Annotated in this window: 15 protein-coding genes; 2 read left to right on the forward strand and 13 right to left on the reverse strand. The window is 61.5% G+C overall.

The genetic code is table 11. The features are described from left to right. Window positions 1-27 precede the first annotated feature (27 nt). From RA29_RS04475 to RA29_RS04515, 9 genes are all read right to left on the reverse strand, one after another. The gene (locus RA29_RS04475) at window positions 28-1,944 is read right to left on the reverse strand and encodes a beta-galactosidase (RefSeq protein ID WP_039683263.1); all 1,917 of its coding nucleotides are present in this window, start codon (window positions 1,942-1,944) and stop codon (window positions 28-30) included. Further along, complete coding sequence (locus RA29_RS04480; RefSeq protein ID WP_039683265.1) at window positions 1,941-2,774, reverse strand: SMP-30/gluconolactonase/LRE family protein; 834 nt, start codon at window positions 2,772-2,774, stop codon at window positions 1,941-1,943. Before RA29_RS04480 ends, RA29_RS04475 begins: the two co-directional genes overlap by 4 nt. Beyond that, entirely contained in the window at window positions 2,774-3,376 is a 603-nt protein-coding gene (locus tag RA29_RS04485; protein WP_039683267.1) for a 2-dehydro-3-deoxy-6-phosphogalactonate aldolase, read from the reverse strand. The genes RA29_RS04480 and RA29_RS04485 overlap by 1 nt, the downstream gene beginning before the upstream one ends. Next, window positions 3,373-4,263: a 2-dehydro-3-deoxygalactonokinase gene (locus RA29_RS04490; RefSeq protein ID WP_039683269.1), complete on the reverse strand. Its 891-nt coding sequence runs from the start codon at window positions 4,261-4,263 to the stop codon at window positions 3,373-3,375. The genes RA29_RS04485 and RA29_RS04490 overlap by 4 nt, the downstream gene beginning before the upstream one ends. Beyond that, entirely contained in the window at window positions 4,263-5,033 is a 771-nt protein-coding gene (locus RA29_RS04495) for an SDR family oxidoreductase (RefSeq protein WP_039683271.1), read from the reverse strand. The genes RA29_RS04490 and RA29_RS04495 overlap by 1 nt, the downstream gene beginning before the upstream one ends. Before the next feature lie 22 nt (window positions 5,034-5,055). Continuing rightward, window positions 5,056-7,140, reverse strand: a complete 2,085-nt coding sequence (locus RA29_RS04500; protein WP_039683273.1) for an alpha-galactosidase — start codon at window positions 7,138-7,140, stop codon at window positions 5,056-5,058. Further along, window positions 7,137-7,985, reverse strand: a complete 849-nt coding sequence (locus RA29_RS04505; RefSeq protein ID WP_039683275.1) for a carbohydrate ABC transporter permease — start codon at window positions 7,983-7,985, stop codon at window positions 7,137-7,139. The genes RA29_RS04500 and RA29_RS04505 overlap by 4 nt, the downstream gene beginning before the upstream one ends. Window position 7,986: 1 nt before the next feature. Next, window positions 7,987-8,982, reverse strand: coding sequence for a sugar ABC transporter permease (locus RA29_RS04510; protein ID WP_206540136.1), 996 nt, complete (start codon window positions 8,980-8,982; stop codon window positions 7,987-7,989). 190 nt (window positions 8,983-9,172) lie between these two features. Further along, window positions 9,173-10,402 (reverse strand): extracellular solute-binding protein, encoded by a 1,230-nt coding sequence (locus tag RA29_RS04515; protein ID WP_039683279.1) that lies wholly within the window; start codon window positions 10,400-10,402, stop codon window positions 9,173-9,175. Window positions 10,403-10,603: 201 nt separating this feature from the next. Between RA29_RS04515 and RA29_RS04520 the strand changes: the two genes are divergently transcribed. Further along, window positions 10,604-11,392, forward strand: coding sequence for an IclR family transcriptional regulator (locus tag RA29_RS04520; protein ID WP_039683280.1), 789 nt, complete (start codon window positions 10,604-10,606; stop codon window positions 11,390-11,392). Between the two features lie 12 nt (window positions 11,393-11,404). Further along, window positions 11,405-12,466, forward strand: coding sequence for a sn-glycerol-3-phosphate ABC transporter ATP-binding protein UgpC (gene ugpC, locus RA29_RS04525; protein WP_039683282.1), 1,062 nt, complete (start codon window positions 11,405-11,407; stop codon window positions 12,464-12,466). Window positions 12,467-12,747: 281 nt separating this feature from the next. On the opposite strand, the gene ptsP is transcribed toward ugpC, so the two are convergent. The 4 genes from ptsP to RA29_RS04545 all read right to left on the reverse strand — a co-directional run bounded on the left by ptsP (window position 12,748) and on the right by RA29_RS04545 (window position 17,946). Next, on the reverse strand, window positions 12,748-14,985 hold the full coding sequence (gene ptsP, locus RA29_RS04530; protein ID WP_039683284.1) for a phosphoenolpyruvate--protein phosphotransferase: 2,238 nt from the start codon (window positions 14,983-14,985) through the stop codon (window positions 12,748-12,750). A gap of 140 nt (window positions 14,986-15,125) precedes the next feature. Continuing rightward, window positions 15,126-15,839 (reverse strand): DUF4344 domain-containing metallopeptidase, encoded by a 714-nt coding sequence (locus RA29_RS04535; RefSeq protein ID WP_039683286.1) that lies wholly within the window; start codon window positions 15,837-15,839, stop codon window positions 15,126-15,128. Window positions 15,840-15,881: 42 nt separating this feature from the next. Further along, on the reverse strand, window positions 15,882-17,120 hold the full coding sequence (locus RA29_RS04540; protein WP_039683288.1) for an aspartate kinase: 1,239 nt from the start codon (window positions 17,118-17,120) through the stop codon (window positions 15,882-15,884). 184 nt (window positions 17,121-17,304) lie between these two features. Further along, window positions 17,305-17,946 carry an SDR family NAD(P)-dependent oxidoreductase gene (locus tag RA29_RS04545; RefSeq protein ID WP_039683290.1) on the reverse strand — a complete coding sequence of 214 codons (642 nt, stop codon included), beginning with the start codon at window positions 17,944-17,946 and terminating at the stop codon, window positions 17,305-17,307.

The raw sequence follows: 17,946 nt of genomic DNA on the forward strand, positions 1-17,946 counted from the left end.
CCGCCATGTGACAGTTCCATGACAAGATCAGCGCGCGACTCGTAAAACCCCTGCAGCAGGCAACTCCTGCCCCTCGACCTGCACGGGCCGGTCCGAATAATTGAACCAGAACCGCTCGGTACCCGTGTCGCGACGGCGCACGCCCTCAGGCATCCGCTCCGTCTCAAGGCCCGGCAAAAGGGTTTTGATCAGGCGCATATGCACCGCGTCATCACCCCAGCCGCCCATGTAAGTCACATGAGGTGCACAGCGCACAGCCACCGGAGCACCTTCGTCGGTGCGCATGACGACTGCGCCCCCGCCCTCAAGCTGCTCAAGATAGCGCGACACGAACCCGCCCCCGTCCATGGGCACGGGCAAATCAGGGCGCATAGACTGCACACGGGACACGGCCAGATCACTGCCCGGCCACGCGGGCGGCAACGGCGTCGGGATGTTGAAATCGGCATCGCGGGCACCGCTGCGCGGGCCAAGAACCACTTCGGCATCCACCGCTTGCAAGGTCGCTTTCAAATCGTCGGGCATGTGCATCATGCACGGTGCCAGAACCAGAGCATAGCCTGCAAAATCCCGCGTGTCGGGCCGCAGGATGTCAACGGACAGACCCAGTTTGCGGCACGCGCGGTACCAGTCAAAGACCAAACCGAAGTAGCTGAGCCCTTCCCCATGCGGCTGCACCGACCACGCCCAATCCGCATCGTAGTCAAACAGAAGGGCCACCGGCGCTTGCGCAGGCGACACATCCGGCGCATCGGCCAGTTCGGCCATGACCTCAGCCGCCTCACCAAAGGCTTCCGCCTCAACCGAATCCGGTCGCAACAGGCCTGCGTGCATCTGCTCCTGCGCAAAGGGTGCCTGCCGCCAACGGAAATAGCACACGGCCTCTGCCCCATGGGCAAAGGCTTCCCAAGACCACAAGCGTACCATGCCCGGCAATGGGGAAGGATTATACGGCGCCCAGTTCACGGGACCCGGCTGCTGTTCCATGATCCACCAGCGCCCCTTGCCGACTGCACGATACAGATCATGGTGAAACGCCTGAAAATCCGGATCACCCTGCTGGGCGTAGGCGCGCTGATGTGCGGGGTCCGCGCCCACACGATCCTCAAGAAAGCCAAGCGGGTAACTGTCCCACGACGCAATCTCCAGATCATCGCCCACCTTGAAATGGTCGAACTCGGTCACACGCCCCATGTAGTTGTGGGCAATAGGTGCGTCGGAAAACTGCCGGATGATCTCCACCTGCGCCCGGTTGAAGAGGACCACCTGGTCCGATGAAAACCGGCGGAAGGCATGCACATGCGCCGGGTTCGGTTCGGTCACCGTCAAGTTCGGCAACCCGATCTCATCGAAATCGCCATAGTCCATCGACCAAAACACATTGCCCCAGGCCGCGTTCAGCGCTCCGATGTCCCCGTCATTGCCCTGCCCCGGGAACTGCCCACGCAGCCAATCCTGAAACCGGGTCCGCGCCGCGTCGGAATAGCTGATGACGGTATCATGACAGCCATATTCATTGTCAGTCTGCCATGCGGCCACATGCGGGTTGCGCCCATACCGTTCCGCGACCGCGCGTACGATCTTGCGGCATTCTTCCAGAAAGCCCTGATGGGAAAAGCAATAATGCCGCCGCGAACCATAGCCGCGCACATGCCCGTTCTCATCGACGGCAAACATGTCCGGATGCTTCTTGCACACCCATTTGGGTGGCGTCGCAGTCGGCGTGCCCAGCACAACCTTCAGCCCGGCAGCCCCCAGCGTCTCAATCGCCCGGTCGAGCCAGCCCCAGTCGTATTCACCTTCGCGCGGCTCCATCCGTTTCCATGCAAACTCACCAATCCGCACCCAAGTGAGGCCAAGGTCTGCCATGCGACGCGCATCTTCTTCCCATTGGGTCTCTGGCCAGTGCTCAGGGTAGTAGCATACCCCCAATGTTCGTTTCATAAGATCACCTGATGTTCACGCTGGCCTGTTACGCCCGCCGGCCCGTAAAAGGTCTTTCCTCCCTCCGCCTCGTCCTGTCCGACTGCTGCGGTTGTGACGAAAAGCGTTGTCGCGTCATGCCCGCCAAAAGCCGGGCAGCTTGATTGGCTGGCGGGCACGCCGACGGCACGTTTGAAGCTGCCATCGGGTCCATAACAGGCCACCCGACCCGCGCCCCACTGCGCATTCCACAGATTGCCATCCGCGTCCACAACTGCGCCGTCGGGGTTCAAGCCTTCCGATGTCAGGTCCACAAACACCTCCGGCGCTGATGCGGGCCACCCGTCTGAATCCAACCCAACGCTCTGAATTTGCTTCGAAAACGTGTCGGTAAAATACGCGCGACCACCATCCGGCGCAAAGCAGATCGCGTTCGAGATGGTGATCCGATCAAACAATGTCCGCAGCTCGCTCTTGTAGTAGCGATAGATGGCCCCGGCATAGGGTTCGGCATTCAACCCCATCGTCCCAATCCAGAACCCGCCCTGCGGGTCTGCCCGCCCGTCATTGGAGCGAGTGAGGGGATTGTCCGCCTCAAGCGCCACCACCAGATCACGATCCCCGGTGGGAATGTCAAAGCGCCAAAGGCCAGAGACGGACGCCACCAATAAAGTCTCACGATCTACCCAGCCACAGGCTGACACGTGCTCGTCGAACGCCCATTCTCGCCGCTGCGCACCTTTCGACATCATGGTCTTGCCAAGGATGTCGAACCAGAACAGCTCTCCCCGCTCCGGATGCCACATGGGCCCCTCGCCCAATGCGCAACCCGTATCGTCAAAAACCTGCACTACGCGCCTGCGTCGTAGGCAGCCACCATGTCGGCCGCCCGGCTCGTGACATCTGCCACCGACATGCCGGGCTTGTAGAGCGCCGAGCCAATCCCAAAGCCAGTGATGCCCGCAGCGAACCACTCAGTAAAATTCGCAGGCCCCACGCCACCCACGGCATAGGTCTTTGTACCCTTGGGCAGCACCGCACCAATTGCCTTCAGCCCATCAACACCCAACAAGGACGCCGGAAACAGCTTCAGCCCATCGGCCCCGGCCTGAAGTGCCGCAAAGCATTCCGTCGGCGTCATCACACCGGGAAAGGACATCATGCCTGCCTGTTTCGTCGCAACAATGACGGCGGCATTGGCATCCGGCGACACAACCATATGCGCGCCCATCTCGTGCAGGCGCTCCACGTCCCGCACATCCAGTACGGTACCCGCCCCGATGATGGCGTGATCCCCATGTGTCTCCAACATTTTCTCAATACTGTCAAAGGGATCAGGCGAGTTCAGCGGCACTTCGATCCGGGTGATCCCAGCATCGACAAGCGCGTCGGCCACCGGCACAGCCTCGTCCGGGGTAATGCCACGCAGAATGGCAATGATCTCTCGGCTCATGCAGCCTCTCCGTAAATCTGTGTGTAAGCGGCGGTCAGGCCCGCCAGTGTCATCTCTTCCGCACCTGCCATCTGCGTCGGCACGCCCTGCGCGCCCAACGCTTCGGCATAGGCTTGCGACAAAGCCTCCGCCCCGATCAAAGCAACCTGCTGTCCCAACCAATAGGGCCGCATCGACGCCAGTTCCGCCCCAACCAACAACCCCGACAATCGCGCCCGCGCGGCGTCGCCGGACAATCCGTGCAACAACCCCTCCGCCCGCAGGGAAAACAGCGCCGCCGCCAGCCCCTCGGGTCGGGACAAGGACTGATCGACACCCGCCGCAAAGCTGTTACCATCCCAGCCGTCGCCCATGGAATGGCGCAGCACCGACCGCTCCGACAGCAATGCAAACATCTCGCCCGTCATCGCTGTGCGGAAACTCACAATCTCGCCCGCGCTCACTTGCACCCATTTGGTATGGGTTCCCGGCAAACAGATCACCCCATCAAACCCTGGCGACGTGGCCAAGAACCCCGCAATCTGCGTCTCTTCCCCCCGCATCACATCGGCGGGTTTCACCTGCTTCACACCGGGCAGAATGCGCACATCCAGATCAGTACCCGTCACCCGCACCGCCTCAGCCGCAGCAGGCGGGGCACAAGGCACGGCAGCATAGGGCGCCTCCGCCCAGCCCTGCCGCGACCCGACCATACCGCAGGCCAGCACAGGCGCAGGCAAAGCATCGCCAATGAGTTCCCGCAACGCAGGCTCAAACCCGGAACGCTCCAACGCGCCCATGCCCTGCGCCGACGACCGCCGATCCAGAACCGTCCCATCGGCGCGCATCAACCATGCGCGCACATGCGACGTCCCCCAATCCACAGCGATCCAGGCCACATCCCCCATCAGCCAGTCACCACCACGCCGCCATCGACGACCACCGATTGCCCGGTCATCATCCGGCTCGTGCCCGAGGCCAGAAACAGCGTGGCCCCAACAATATCATCCGGCTCCAGATGATCCTTCAGGCACTGCCGCTCCATATGCGCCGCCAACCCTTCGGGCGTGGCCCACTTGTCCAACTGCTTCTGCGTCAGCACCCAACCAGGGGCCAGCGCATTCACCCGGATCTTATCCGGCCCAAACTCGCGCGCCAGCGATCGCGTCATCCCGTTGATGCCGCTATTCGACCCCGTATAGATCGGATAACCCGCATTCCCCATCATGTAGCTGATGGAGGAAAAGTTGATGATCGATCCGCCACCCGCAGCCTGCATTCCCGGAATGACCGCCTGACAAGCAAAGAAATAGGCCTTGAGGTTGATCGCAATCATCCAATCCCACAGTTCCTCATCCACATCCATGGTGGCGTGGCGCTTGTCATTGGCAGCGTTGTTCACCAGCGTCGTCACCGGCCCATGCGCCTCTGCCGCCTGATCAATGCACGCCTTCAAATGCGCCGTATCGGTGATATCGCACTGCATGAACAGCGGGCGCACGCCATGCTTCGCCTCCATCTCATCACAGAACGCCGTCGCATCCGACCGCCCGACAAAAGCAACCTGCCCGCCCTGATCCATGAACCCATCCGTCAGCGACGCCCCAATGCCCGAGCCACCGCCGGTGATGAACACCGATGCGCCCTTTAGGTCGTGAAATGTGGCTGTCTCTTTCATGGCATCACTCTCAATTCGGGGCTCAGGCAAGGTCGCCTTTGATCACCCACATCCGTTCCGGGAAACTCCATGGCAGCGTCAGGCCATGATACATCAAATAGGCCCCGCTCACCACGACAGGGCCAGTCTTCAGCGCGTTCTGGCCGCGCGACAAATGGCTCGCATCCTCGCGATTGATCAGCTCGACACGGTATTTTGCATCGGGCGTCAGCCGGGTCAGACGCAGGGGCCTCGGCGCGATCTGATCGCTGGTCGCCGCCTTACCCGCAAAGACGACGAACTGCCCACCGCCCAGTTCCAGATGCTGCTCGGCAAAGACGGCAGGGTCGGCACTGTCCAGACGCAGAATATCGGCGCCATACATCCAGTCGCGGTTGTGCTTCCACCAGCCAGTCACGTCGGTCAGCACTTGGGCTTCTTCATCGGTCAACTCACGCGGGTCCATCTCGAACCCCATGTGCCGCTGCGCGGCGACCCATGCGCGGAAGCGAATGTCGAGCGTGCGGCCAGATGTATGGCACGTTCGCGGCCCCACATGGCTCCCGGTCACTGCCATCGGTAAAAAGATCGACGCATTGTGCTGGATGCGCAGTCGCTCAACAGCATCGTTCGAGTCGCTCAGCCACACGCGCTGCGTCCGCTCCATGATGCCGAAATCAATGCGCCCACCACCCGACGCGCAGCTTTCAATCTCCACATCCGGGAACCGCTGCCGCAACCGGTCCAGCAAGGTGTAAGACCCCCGCGTCTGCGCCGCATCTGGCATCGGCAACACCCGGTTGTGGTCCCACTTCACATATTCGACGTCGTGACGGCCCAGAATGTCGCTGATCCGTTCGAAAAGGAACGATTGCACCGCAGGCAGCGCCATGTTGAGCGCCATCTGTTGACGCCCCATGATCTGATCCTCGCCCCCCAGCGCCCAATCGGGATGGGCGCGGAAGATGTCGGAGTTCTGGTTGATCATCTCCGGCTCGAACCAGATGCCGAAAGTCATGCCGAGCGACTTCACGTGATCAATCAGCGGGGTCAGCCCATCTGGGTACTTCCTCGGATCAACTTCCCAATCGCTCAGGGCCTGCGTGTCATCATCCCGGTTGCCGAACCAGCCATCGTCCAGAACAAACCGCTCCGCCCCCAGCTTGGCGGCGCGTTCGGCGATGTCTTTCAACTCATCCAGATTGTGGTCGAAATAGACGGCTTCCCAGCAATTGTAGTGCACGGGCCGCGGCGCATCCGGGCGCGGAAAGGTGACGATCCGATCCCGCAAATGCCGCTGGAACGCAACCGCGCAACCGTTCAGACCATCATCCGAGAACACGGCATAAAGCTTGCCCGTCGCAAACCTATGCTGCGCCGATCCTTCAACCCGCGCGGCGTGCCCAAACTGGATCTGCCGCCGACCATCCGGCAGCTCCTCGGCCACCATACGGTGCCCACCGGACCATCCGTAGTGAAAGGCATAGGCATGACCCGCCGCATTCGACGCCCCCTGCACCGGCACGATCAGCCCCGGAAAATGCTCGTGCCCCGTGCGACCCGTCCGGTTCTCGCGGTACCGAATACCGGGCGACCAGGGCGTGCGGTTCATCTGGAGCTCACCACACCAACGCCCGGCAAAGTCGATCATCTCGTCCGCAAGCTGCGGTGCCGGAAACACCGGGGCTGACAGCCAGTGCAGGTGCATCGGCTCCAGCGCGTCCAGCTCCGCGCTCGCCTCGATCATGTGCGTGTCGGGATCAATGGCAAAGCGCGCGCGGTAGGTCAGCACGCGGTCCTCATCCATATAGGTCAGGATCAGCACGTTCTCTGCCAGGTCCGACCGCTCAAGGCAGAACTTCGGCAGGAACGGCGTCCCGTCCCCGTGCCGGATGATCAGGCCCGGCTGTCCGGGAAAGGACCGCGTCGCCTCCGGGCAGATGCTGAGTTCGGGGTTCGCATCGAGCATCCCGCCCGTCACATCAAGGGTATAAGCCTCATAAAGCGTCGTCAGATCTTCTTCATCCGGCAGGCGCGGTCCCCAATAGACAACCTCCGCCAACCGACCCCTGTCGGAGCCGAGGACCAAAGTCTGACGCCCGTCATCGAGGCGCCAACATCTTATCACTTAACAGCCCCCAGGGTCAGACCGGCAATGAAGTGCCGTTGCATCAGGAAGAAACACACAACAGGTGGGATCGCCGCCAGCAAGGACGCCGCCGACACGAGGTGCCAGTTGTTCACGAACTGCCCATTCAGCGCCCGCACCCCCGCCGTGATTGGCTTGGCGCTTTCGCCCTGCGTGAGCACGTTGGCCCAGAAAAAATCGTTCCAGACAAAGGTGAAGATCAGCACCGCAAGCGCCGCGATGGCCGGGCGCACGAGGGGCAGCACGACGTACCAGAAGATGCGCCACTCCGCGACACCCTCGATCCGCGCAGACTCCACCAGATCAAAGGGCAGTGCTTTGATGAAGTTGCGCATGAAGAGCGTGCAGAACCCAGTCTGGAAGGCTGCGTGGAAAAGGAACTGCCCCGCGATCGTGTCATAGAGCCCCGTTTGCACCGACATATCCCGCACCGGCACCATGAGGATTTGGAACGGAATGAAGTTGCCCGCCACGAACAGGAAGAACAAAGGCAGCGCGACCCGGAACCGGTAGATCGCCAGCGCGTATCCGGCGAGGCACGCAAGGGCCACGGAGATGACGACGCTGGGCACCGTGATGAGCACCGAATTGAGCATGTACTGCGCCGCAGCTGACTGGGTGAAGACGGCGGCGTAGTTCTCAATCAGCGCGAATTCCGATGGCCAGCCAAACACGTTACCCGAGTTGATGTCCGCCGCCGACCGGATCGACGTCAGGAAGATCGCGAGCAACGGCAGCAGCCACAGGATCAGGGCAACGGGTAGGAACGCCTGGTACGCCGCCTTGGCCGCGGGGCCGGATTTCTCGATGGGACGTGGAAACATCTCAGCGCCCTCCCTTCTCGTCCTGGTACATGCGCCACAGGAAATAGCTGATGAAGATGAGCATGATACCGAACAGCACGGTCGCAATGGACGAGCCATAACCATAGCGCTCGCCATATTCGGAGATCGCCACCTCAAACATGTAGTGCGACAGCACATTGGTGGAGCCAAACGGCCCGCCCTGCGTCATGATGGCAATCATGTCAAAGGACCGAAGCGCCCCGATCACGGTCACAACCACGGCGATGAAGGTTGCCGGTTTCAGTTGCGGCACAACCACGTACCACAGCATCTTCCAGCCCTTGGCCCCGTCCAGACGTGCGGCCTCGATCTGGTCTGCGGCGACGTTGTTCAGCCCAGTAAGATACAGGATCATGCAGTATGCGATCTGCGGCCAAAGACCGGCGGCGATGATGCCGTAGGTCGCCCATTGCTCGCTCGACAGGATGTCGGGCACGGGGCGTTCGCAGCGGAAGGTGGTGTTGCCGAGGATGTTGGTGGTTTCCTCGCAGAAGATCGCCTTCCACACCGTTCCAACGACGCCGAAATCGGGGTTGTAGAACCAGCCGAAGATCAGGCCCACGACCACTTGGGAGATCACGAAGGGGAAGAAGAACATCGACTTGTAGAACCGCATCCCCGTGACCGTCTGGTTCAGGAACAGCGCGATGAACAGGCCCGCGGGGACGGCCAACATGTAGAGGACGAGCCACGCGATGTTGTTGCGCAGGGAGGTCCAGAAATTGGGGTCGCTCCAGAGCCTGACATAGTTGTCGAAGCCCACCCAGACGGCTGTGGAATTGCCATCCGCATCATAGAGGCCATTCCATTGGTAGAGGCTGAGCCAGAGGGATTCGAAGATCGGGATGACCACGTAGATGGCGAAGAAAATCAGCGCGGGGATCAGGAAAATCCACGGGGCGATGGCCAGCTTGTTCCGCCTGAAAAATCCCGGCTCGGACCGGGTGCGGGTGTCGGTGGCAACGGCGTCTGCCATGGGCATCCTCCTGGGCTGAGGGAACATGTCCCACGCTGGGACACTGCTTAACCTTATGAAAAAACAGAATTAATTTGTCTTTACAGAAGGTTAATCGACAATAACGGGTGCGTTGGACGAAGGTGCGCAGTGACTGCGCACCCTACAGAGTGCGTGCGATGCGCCGGGGTGGCGCATCGCTGATCAAGGCTTAGTAAACCTCGGCTTGGACCTCATCCAGACGCTGCAGGATGTCCATCTTCTTGGACGTGTCCAGCATGAACTCCTGGAAGCCTTCCATGCCCGCCTTGGCCATCGCGGCCGGTGCGTCACGGTCATAGAATTGCGCCAGACCGGTGGCGGAGTTCAGCAACTCAAAGCCTTGCTGAATGAACTTGTCATCCGAGATGTCCGCCTTGGAGTTGATGGGCAGTTGGCCGATAGTCTTGTTCCACTGGGTCTGCACATCGGGGCGCGCAACGAAAGCCAACCACTTCTTGGCATCTTCGACGTTCTTGGCGTTCGTCGGGATAAAGAACGCGTCCGCAGGCGCTTCTTCAGCCCGCGGCACGTCCGGGTTGATCGTCGGGAACGGCATGAAGTCGATCTGGTCTTCGGTCAGGCCAGCGTTCTTGTAGCCGTCGACCGAGAAGTTGCCCATCACGTACATGGCCGCGTCACCGTTGGCAAAGGGTGCAATTGCGTCCTGCCAGCTCATCGAGGCGTGGTTGTCGACAAAGCCACACTCGTTGATCAGGGTTTCCCAGTTCTCGAACGTGGCGACGATGCGGGGATCGGTGTACTTGATTTCACCGGCGGTCAGCGCGTTGTGCACGTCATAGCCGTTGGTGCGCAGGTTGATGTAGTCGAACACACCGGCAGCGGTCCAAAGGAACTTGGTGCCGATGGTGAAGGGCGTCACGCCGTTCTCTTTCATCTTGCCGCAGGCGGCCAGCAGCTCGTCCCATGTCTGGGGCTCTTCCAGCTCCAAGAGGTCAAAGATGTCTTTGCGGTAGTAGATGCCCCACTGGTAGTAGGAATAGGGCACACCCCAGATCTTGCCATCGCGGCTCATGGTGGCCTTGATCGCGGCCAGATCTTCGTTGAAGCCGTTTTCTTCCCAGACGTCATCGACGGGCTGGAACAGGCCCGCATCGACGAAGGGCGCCATGCGGTTGCCGGGGTACCAGCTGGTCACGTCGGGCGCGTCGGCGGTCAGGAAGTTGCGGATCGCCGTCTTGTGCGCTTCGCGGTCGTTGATGTTGACGATGACGTTGATGTCGGGGTTTTCCGCTTTGAACTTCTCGACCGCGTCTTCGAAGCCTTTTTTCGGGCCGGGGTTCAGGTCATCGAAGTTGATGACCAGATCGCGCGCGAAGGCCGTGCCGGCAACAGCCGACAGTGCAATGGCCGCCACGGCGGTTTTCAGATTAAGGAACATTGGTTCTCCTCCCGTTGGTTCCATAACGTTCCGCCGCCGAGCCTGAGTTTTCCTGTCGGCGACGAAATTCAGATTTTCTTTGACACCGGCCCCCGCTTTGTGGAAGTTCCACATAGTGAAACCGATTTCCAACTATTGGAACTATGCGGGGACACGGGGCGCAGGTCAACAGATTTCATGCGCCACTCTGGGAGGAGACAGATGAACACGGCAGCCCCCCGGTCGGGGGAGGGAACCATTGCCAAGGCGTTGGAAGTGCTGGACCTCGTGGCCCAGCTGGAACGTCCTGTGCGGTTTTCCGAATTGCTGGCCCTGTCCCCCCACCCCAAGGCCACGCTGTATCGTCTGGTGCAGACGCTTACGTCGCTGGGGATGCTGCGCTACGATTCTGAACGCCAGACCTATGCCCCCGGTTTGCGCCTTGTTCGCCTGGCCCATGCGGCGTGGCGACAGAGTTCGCTGGCCCCGATTGCGCGCCCGTTCATTGACAATCTGAGCGCGCAGGTGGGCGAGACAGTGCACCTGGCCCAGATGGATGGCGGGCAGGTTCTGTACGTGGACAAGCGCAACGCCGCCGAGCCGCTGGAGATGTTTTCGCAGGCGGGCAAGGTCGGCCCCGGATATTGCACGGGCGTGGGCAAGGCGATGCTGGCCTTTCTGGCGGACGACGCGCTGGACACCGCCCTTTCGCAACAGGCGTGGTTTGCCCACACGACCCACACCCATACGAGCCGCGAATCTTTGTGCTCTGAACTGGAGGCGATTCGAGCCGAGGGCGTCGCCTATGACCGTGAAGAGCATGAGCCCGGTATCATCTGTGTCGCCGCCCCGATCCTGTCCGATGCGGGCCGGTCCATCGGCGCGCTGAGCGTCACCACATCCACCGCGCGCAAGTCGCTGGCCGATCTGGGTCAGCTTGCGCCGCATCTTCAATCCACCGCGCGCGATATCGCCGGTGCCGCTGCCAACTGGCAGTTTCCAAGTCAATAAAGGGAGGACACCATGACCGGTGTGACATTGCAGAAAGCCATCAAGCGCTACGGCGCGACACAGGTCATCCATGGTGTGGACCTGACCATTGATGATGGCGAGTTCTGCGTCTTTGTCGGCCCGTCGGGCTGCGGCAAGTCCACCCTGCTGCGCATGATTGCGGGGCTTGAGGAGACAAGCGACGGACAGATCAGCATCGGCACCCGTGACGTGACCCATATGGACCCGGCCGAGCGCGGCGTGGCGATGGTGTTCCAGACCTATGCTCTGTATCCGCACATGACGGTCGAAGAGAACATGGGCTTTGGCCTGAAGATGAATGGCGTCGACAAAGAGACCATTCGGAAGAAGGTCGATGGGGCGTCCAAGATCCTGAAGCTGGACGAGTATTTGAAGCGCAAGCCTGCTGCCCTGTCTGGGGGGCAGCGTCAGCGCGTGGCCATTGGCCGGTCGATTGTGCGGGGGCCGGAGGTGTTTCTGTTTGACGAGCCGCTGTCCAACCTTGATGCTGAGCTGCGCGTGGATATGCGGGTGGAGATTGCCCGGCTGCACAAGGAGCTGGGCACCACGATGATCTATGTGACCCACGATCAGGTCGAGGCGATGACGCTGGCCGACAAGATTGTGGTGCTGCGCGCGGGACATATCGAGCAGGTGGGTTCGCCCATGCATCTCTATCAGGACCCCGACAACAAGTTTGTCGCTGGCTTCATCGGCTCACCTGCAATGAATTTCGTGAAGGGGATCGTGGAAGGGAACGGTGTGCGGGTGCCGGGCCTTGGCGACCGTCTGGTGCCGACATCCGTGGGACTGCCGTCGGCGGGGACCGAGGTGATCGTGGGTGTGCGTCCGCAGGACATGTCGCTGGCCGAAGGCGCGTCGCCCATCACGCTGGATATTCGCGAGCGGTTGGGCGGTGTGGCTTATGACTACCTGACCACGCCAACCGGTGAGCGGGTGATCGTGGAATCGAAGGGCGACCTGGCGATGGAGGAAGGGACAGAGGTCACCGTGTCCTTTGATGACGACCGGGTGATGTTCTTTGATGCGCGAAGCGAGCAGCGGCTGCGGTGAGCTAGGTTTTAAGCGAGATTGGCCGTCATCTGTGTGTCAGGTGGCGGCTTTTTTGTGCGCTGGGGATGGATTGGGGTAAGGTGCGCTATTTGATGTTTTTGGAGCTATTTCTGTGTTCAAATCTGATTTTTGATGGAAAATTCATAACAGTATAACGCGCATCAATATGAGCCTCGTCGGCGCATGTGCTTAACCTGCGAGGCAGGTTGACCGGCGATCTTCTCAAGCAAAGCTTTTGAAGTGTCTGGCAGTGCATTGAATCCAAACCAAGATTCAGTGTGTCACTTCTGATCGCGCAAATAGTCCATAATCGCGGGCCGGACGTTCATATCGCCCCTGTGGCGCGCATCGGCAATGACCTTGCGGACTTCATCCAGATTTGAGCGTCTTAACAACGACTTGACCGGCCCAATTGAGGCCGGGCGCATCGACAGGCGGCGCAGGCCGATGGCGGCAAAGCACAAGGCTTCAACCGGACGGCCTGCGTCTTCGCCACAGAAAGACAGCGCCGTGTCGGTCTGTGCGCAGCGCTCTACGATGCGTTCGATGAAGGACAGGAACGACACGTTGAGGGTGTCGTAACGCCGCCGCACCCGCTCATTCTCGCGGTCGGCGGCGAAGAAGAACTGCTTGAGGTCGTTGCCCCCGATAGAGAGGAAGCCCACCTCTTCAAAGAATTTACGGGGCGCAAAGGCCAGGCTGGGGGTTTCGAGCATCGCACCCACTTCGACCTTTTCGGGCAGCACATGGCCCAGCCGCGCCTCGCGCTCCATGGCCTTGTCCACCTCGGCACGGGCCTGCGTGTATTCTTCGTATTGCGCCACGAAGGGGAACATCACCGTCAGCGGCCGCCCATTCGCGGCCCGGATCAACGCCTGCAACTGCATCCGCATCACGCCGGGCTTGTCGAGGCCGACGCGGATCGCGCGCCAACCCAGCGCCGGGTTCGGCTCGTCATTGGGCTTCATGTAGGGCAGCACCTTGTCCGACCCGATGTCGAGCGTGCGGAAGATCACGGGCTTGCCACCCGCCGCATCCAGCACGCGGGCGTAAAGCGCCGACAGTTCCGATCGTTTGGGCATCTGGTTGCGCACCAGGAACTGCAATTCGGTGCGGAACAGGCCCACGCCCTCGGCCCCCGACCCCTGTAGCGATGGCAGATCCGCCATCAGCCCCGCATTCATATGCAGCGACACGACCGACCCGCAGAGCGTTTCTGCCGGTTTGTCACGGATCGACGCATAGCGTTCCACCGCGGCCGCCTGCATCGCCATCTTGTCGCGGAAGGCCGTCACGACAGTATCATCCGGGCGCAGGTGCACGATGCCCTGTTCGCCATCGACCATCACGTGATCGCCGTTCAACGCCTCAAGCGTCGCGCGGTCGGCATGAACGATCAGGGGTATGGCCAGCGCCCGCGCCACGATGGCGGCGTGACTGCCGACGGATCCGGCCTCGAGGATGATCCCCTTGAGGCTGCGGCCATAGTCCAGCAGTTCCGCGGGCCCGATATTGCGGGCCACGAGGATGGGATCGGCGGGCATCTCGGCACCGGTATCGGACCCCTGCCCCGTCAGAATACGCAGCAGGCGGTTCGACAGGTCGTCCAGATCCGACAGGCGTTCACGCAGATAGCTGTCGGTCGCCTGTCCCATGCGGGCGCGGGCGAGCGATTGCTCTTTCTCGACCGCGGCTTCGGCGCTGAGACCGTTGGAAATATCCTCTTGCATGCGCCGCATCCAGCCCTTGGAATTGGCAAACATGCGATAGGCTTCAAGGACTTGCGCCTGTTCCTTGTCAGCGGCGAGCGCCAGCATCTTGTCGACGCCCACGCGCAATTCCTCGACCGCTTCGGTCAGACGCTCCAACTCACGGTGCGGATCATCGGCGATGGGATTGGTGACGACGACGCGCGGTTCGTGCAGCCAGATATGGCCCTCGGCCACGCCCTCCTGTGCAACCGTGCCGCGCAGCATGACGGGCTGCGAATGACGCGCGCCCATGGCCGCGCCCTCGCCCACAAAAGCACCGAGTTCAGCCATTTCAGCCAAGACCATCGCGACGACTTCGAGGGCATAGACCTCGTCCGCGGAAAACTCGCGCGCTTCTTTCGATTGCACGACCAGCACGCCCAGCGCCTCACCCAGACGCTGCACAGGCACGCCAAGGAAACTGGAAAACACTTCTTCGCCGGTTTCCGGCATAAAGCGGAAGCCACGCGCATTCGGCGCATCGGCGGTGTTCACGACCTGGCGGCGTTGCGCCACCCGACCCACGAGCCCCTCGCCCAGGCGCATCCGGGTCTGGTGCACAGACTCGGGGTTCAGCCCTTCGGTGGCGCAGAGCTCAAGTGTTTCTTCATCCCGGAACAGATAGATCGAACAGACCTCACACCCGATGCTGGTGGCGATCAGATGGGTGATCTTGTCCAGCCGCGCCTGGCCCGGGTCATCCCCCGCCATGGCGTCGCGCAAGCGGCCCAGCAGCTTGCGGCTTTCTGTTTCAAGGCGTTCGGCCATTGCCGCGCTGTCCCCAATTCGATCCTGCGACGACAGCTTAGATCACAGGGGGGCGCAAAGCGAAACGACAAAGCGACGTCGCAAACCGGATTACTCCCGCAAAAGTAGTGAATACGCTGCAATCCGCAGCACCAAGCGGATCAATTTGCCAATTGGGCAATCATCCTGTCCACATAGGCGCTGCACAGGAAAATGGTGCGCCCATTGCGCTGCCACCCGGCAGTTCCGTCACATTGTTCCAGTTCGAGCGTGACGCGCGAATGCCAGTCAATCCGGGTCAGAAGGTCCAGCGCCGTCTCGACCAGATCGCGGTTGGCCATCGCCATCAGCTCGAGTTCCGGGTCGACCCGCAGGCCCACTTCGGTCACACGCGCATCGGGGTCCATCCATAGGGGCTGAAGCGTGCGCCGCCAGCTGCGCAAGATTTCGGGAGCCAGGTCGGCGCAGTTGTCCCGCGCATCGTCGTTCATCATGTTGCGCTCTGCCAAGGCGGAGTAGCGGTTCGGGTCAAATCCATAAAGCAGACAGATCATCCGCCCTGCCCGCTGCGCGTCCGCCCGGTATTCGGAAAACGGGCCAGGGGTTGCCCCGTCGGCGCGATGCTGGGCTGCGCGTGCTTCGATGATGGCTTCGGCCCGGTCGGGTAGGGTCAGGTAGATGTAGGCGGTCGCGAAATCCTCTGCGATGTCCTCTTCGGGTCCGAGGACGGGCAGGTCGAATTCGCGCAGAACCGCATGCCCGGCCTCGTGCGCAATCACATGCAAGAGGGCATTACCCACCCGCTCCGGCAACTGGGTCGCTGCCGCCGGAACCGCCCAGATCACAAGAAGCAAAGCGTAAAGCGTGCGCAACATAGACCCGTCTCCTGACGTCCGCGTTGCGCTCTAGATGGGGGCTTAGGCCGCCTTGTCCAACTCAAAGGCGTCGTGCAGGGCCTGAACCGCCAATTCCATGTATTTGCGGTCAATCAGCACGCTGATCTTGATCTCGGACGTGGTGATGACCTTGATGTTGATGCCCTCGGCGCTCAGGCATTGGAACATCTTGGCCGCAACGCCTGTGTGGCTGCGCATGCCGATGCCTACGACGCTGATCTTGGCAACATCCGTGTCGGCGATGAGTTCGTGAAAATTGATGATCCCTTCGCCTTTGGCTGCGTCCATCGCCTTTTCGGCGCGCGCGACCTGATCCGTGGGGCAGGAGAAGGTCATGTCCGTCCGCCCCTCTTCCGAGATGTTCTGGACGATCATGTCCACGTTCACACCCGCATCCGACAGCGCGGTAAAGATGGTGGCGGCAATCCCCGGACGGTCCGCGACCGACACAAGCGTCATCTTCGCCTCGTCCCGGGAAAAGGCCACACCGGCCACGACATTGCTTTCCATGATATCCTCCTCGTCGCAGACCAGCGTGCCTGCATTGTCGGATTGTTCTTCGAAACTCGACAGCACGCGCAGGCGCACCTTGTAGCGCATTGCGAGCTCAACCGAACGGGTTTGCAGCACCTTGGCACCGAGCGATGCCAGTTCCAGCATCTCTTCGAACGCGATCTTTTCAAGCTTGCGCGCCTTGGGGCTGACTCGCGGGTCGGTGGTGTAGACGCCGTCGACATCCGTGTAGATGTCGCAGCGCTCAGCGTCGAAGGCTGCGGCAAAGGCAACGGCAGTGGTATCCGACCCGCCCCGGCCCAGCGTGGTGATGCGGCCCTCGGGGCTGATGCCCTGAAACCCTGCAACCACGGCAACGCGCATGCCTTCGCCAAACTTGGCGTTGATGTTGTCGGTGGGGATTTCTTCAATCCTGGCCGAGGAGTGCGAGGAGTTGGTCTTGAGCGGCACCTGCCAGCCCTGCCAGGAGCGTGCGGGCACGTCCATTTCCTGCAAGGTCAGCGCCATCAGCCCGGCTGTCACGTTCTCTCCGCTCGACACCACGGCATCATATTCGCGGGCATCGAACAGGGGCGAGGTCTCATTCACCCAGCCCACCAGTTCATTGGTCTTGCCCGACATGGCCGACACGATGACGATGACGTCATAGCCCTTGGCCACCTCAACGCCGACGCGCTTGGCCGCGCGGCGGATGCGGTCCAGCGTGGCCACAGATGTGCCACCGAATTTCATCACAAGAACAGGCATGAAGGGCCCCAATTTTCAGTCCGCCCGGCCTTACCCCCCGATGTCAGAAGTTGCAAGGACGGGGCTGACCCTCTCCCTTTCTTCTGGCTCAAAATACCTTCGGGGGAGCTCGAGGGGGCAGACAGCCCCCTCGTCAGAAGAAATAGATCGCGCCGCCGAAGGCGACCTTTGGATCACGTGCACATCAGTAAGCGTGCGCGCGCCCGTCCCATGTCTCGAAACAGCCCGTGGTGTCGTGACTCAGCGCCGCAAAACGCTGCATCAATCCCGCCACCGCCTCGTCCACGGTGATGTCGGCCGCATCGCCGCCCATATCCGTCTGCACCCAGCCGGGGTGATAAATACCCACGGCCACCTCCCCCGCTAGATCCGTGGCAAGGTTTCGGCCCAGGTTCAGCGCCGCGGCCTTCGACGCACGGTAGATATAGCTGCCGCCGGGTGCGCGAGTGTGGGAGGCCATCTGGGACGAGATGATCGCGATGCGGGGTGCGGATGCCGCGCGCAAGTTTGGCAGCAAGGTCTGAACGGTCAGGAACACCCCCGTCACATTCGCGGCAAAGCTCTGCGCCCAGAGATCGGCGGCATAGCCGGTCTCAAGATCATTGCCCTTGTCCAGATAGACGCCGGCATTGCACACCAGTAGATCGATGGGCCGCCCCGCAAGCTGCGCGGACATCGCGCGGTGATCCTGCGGCTGGGTGACATCCAGCGTCACTTCCGCCCCCGATGACCGGCCCGTGCCCGTCACCTCGTGCCCTTGCGCCCGGTAGGCAGACGCCAGCCCGGCCCCAATGCCTCGGGTCGCCCCAGTGATCAGAATGTGCAT

The organism is Tateyamaria sp. ANG-S1 (genome assembly GCF_000814025.1).
GTDB lineage: Bacteria > Pseudomonadota > Alphaproteobacteria > Rhodobacterales > Rhodobacteraceae > Tateyamaria.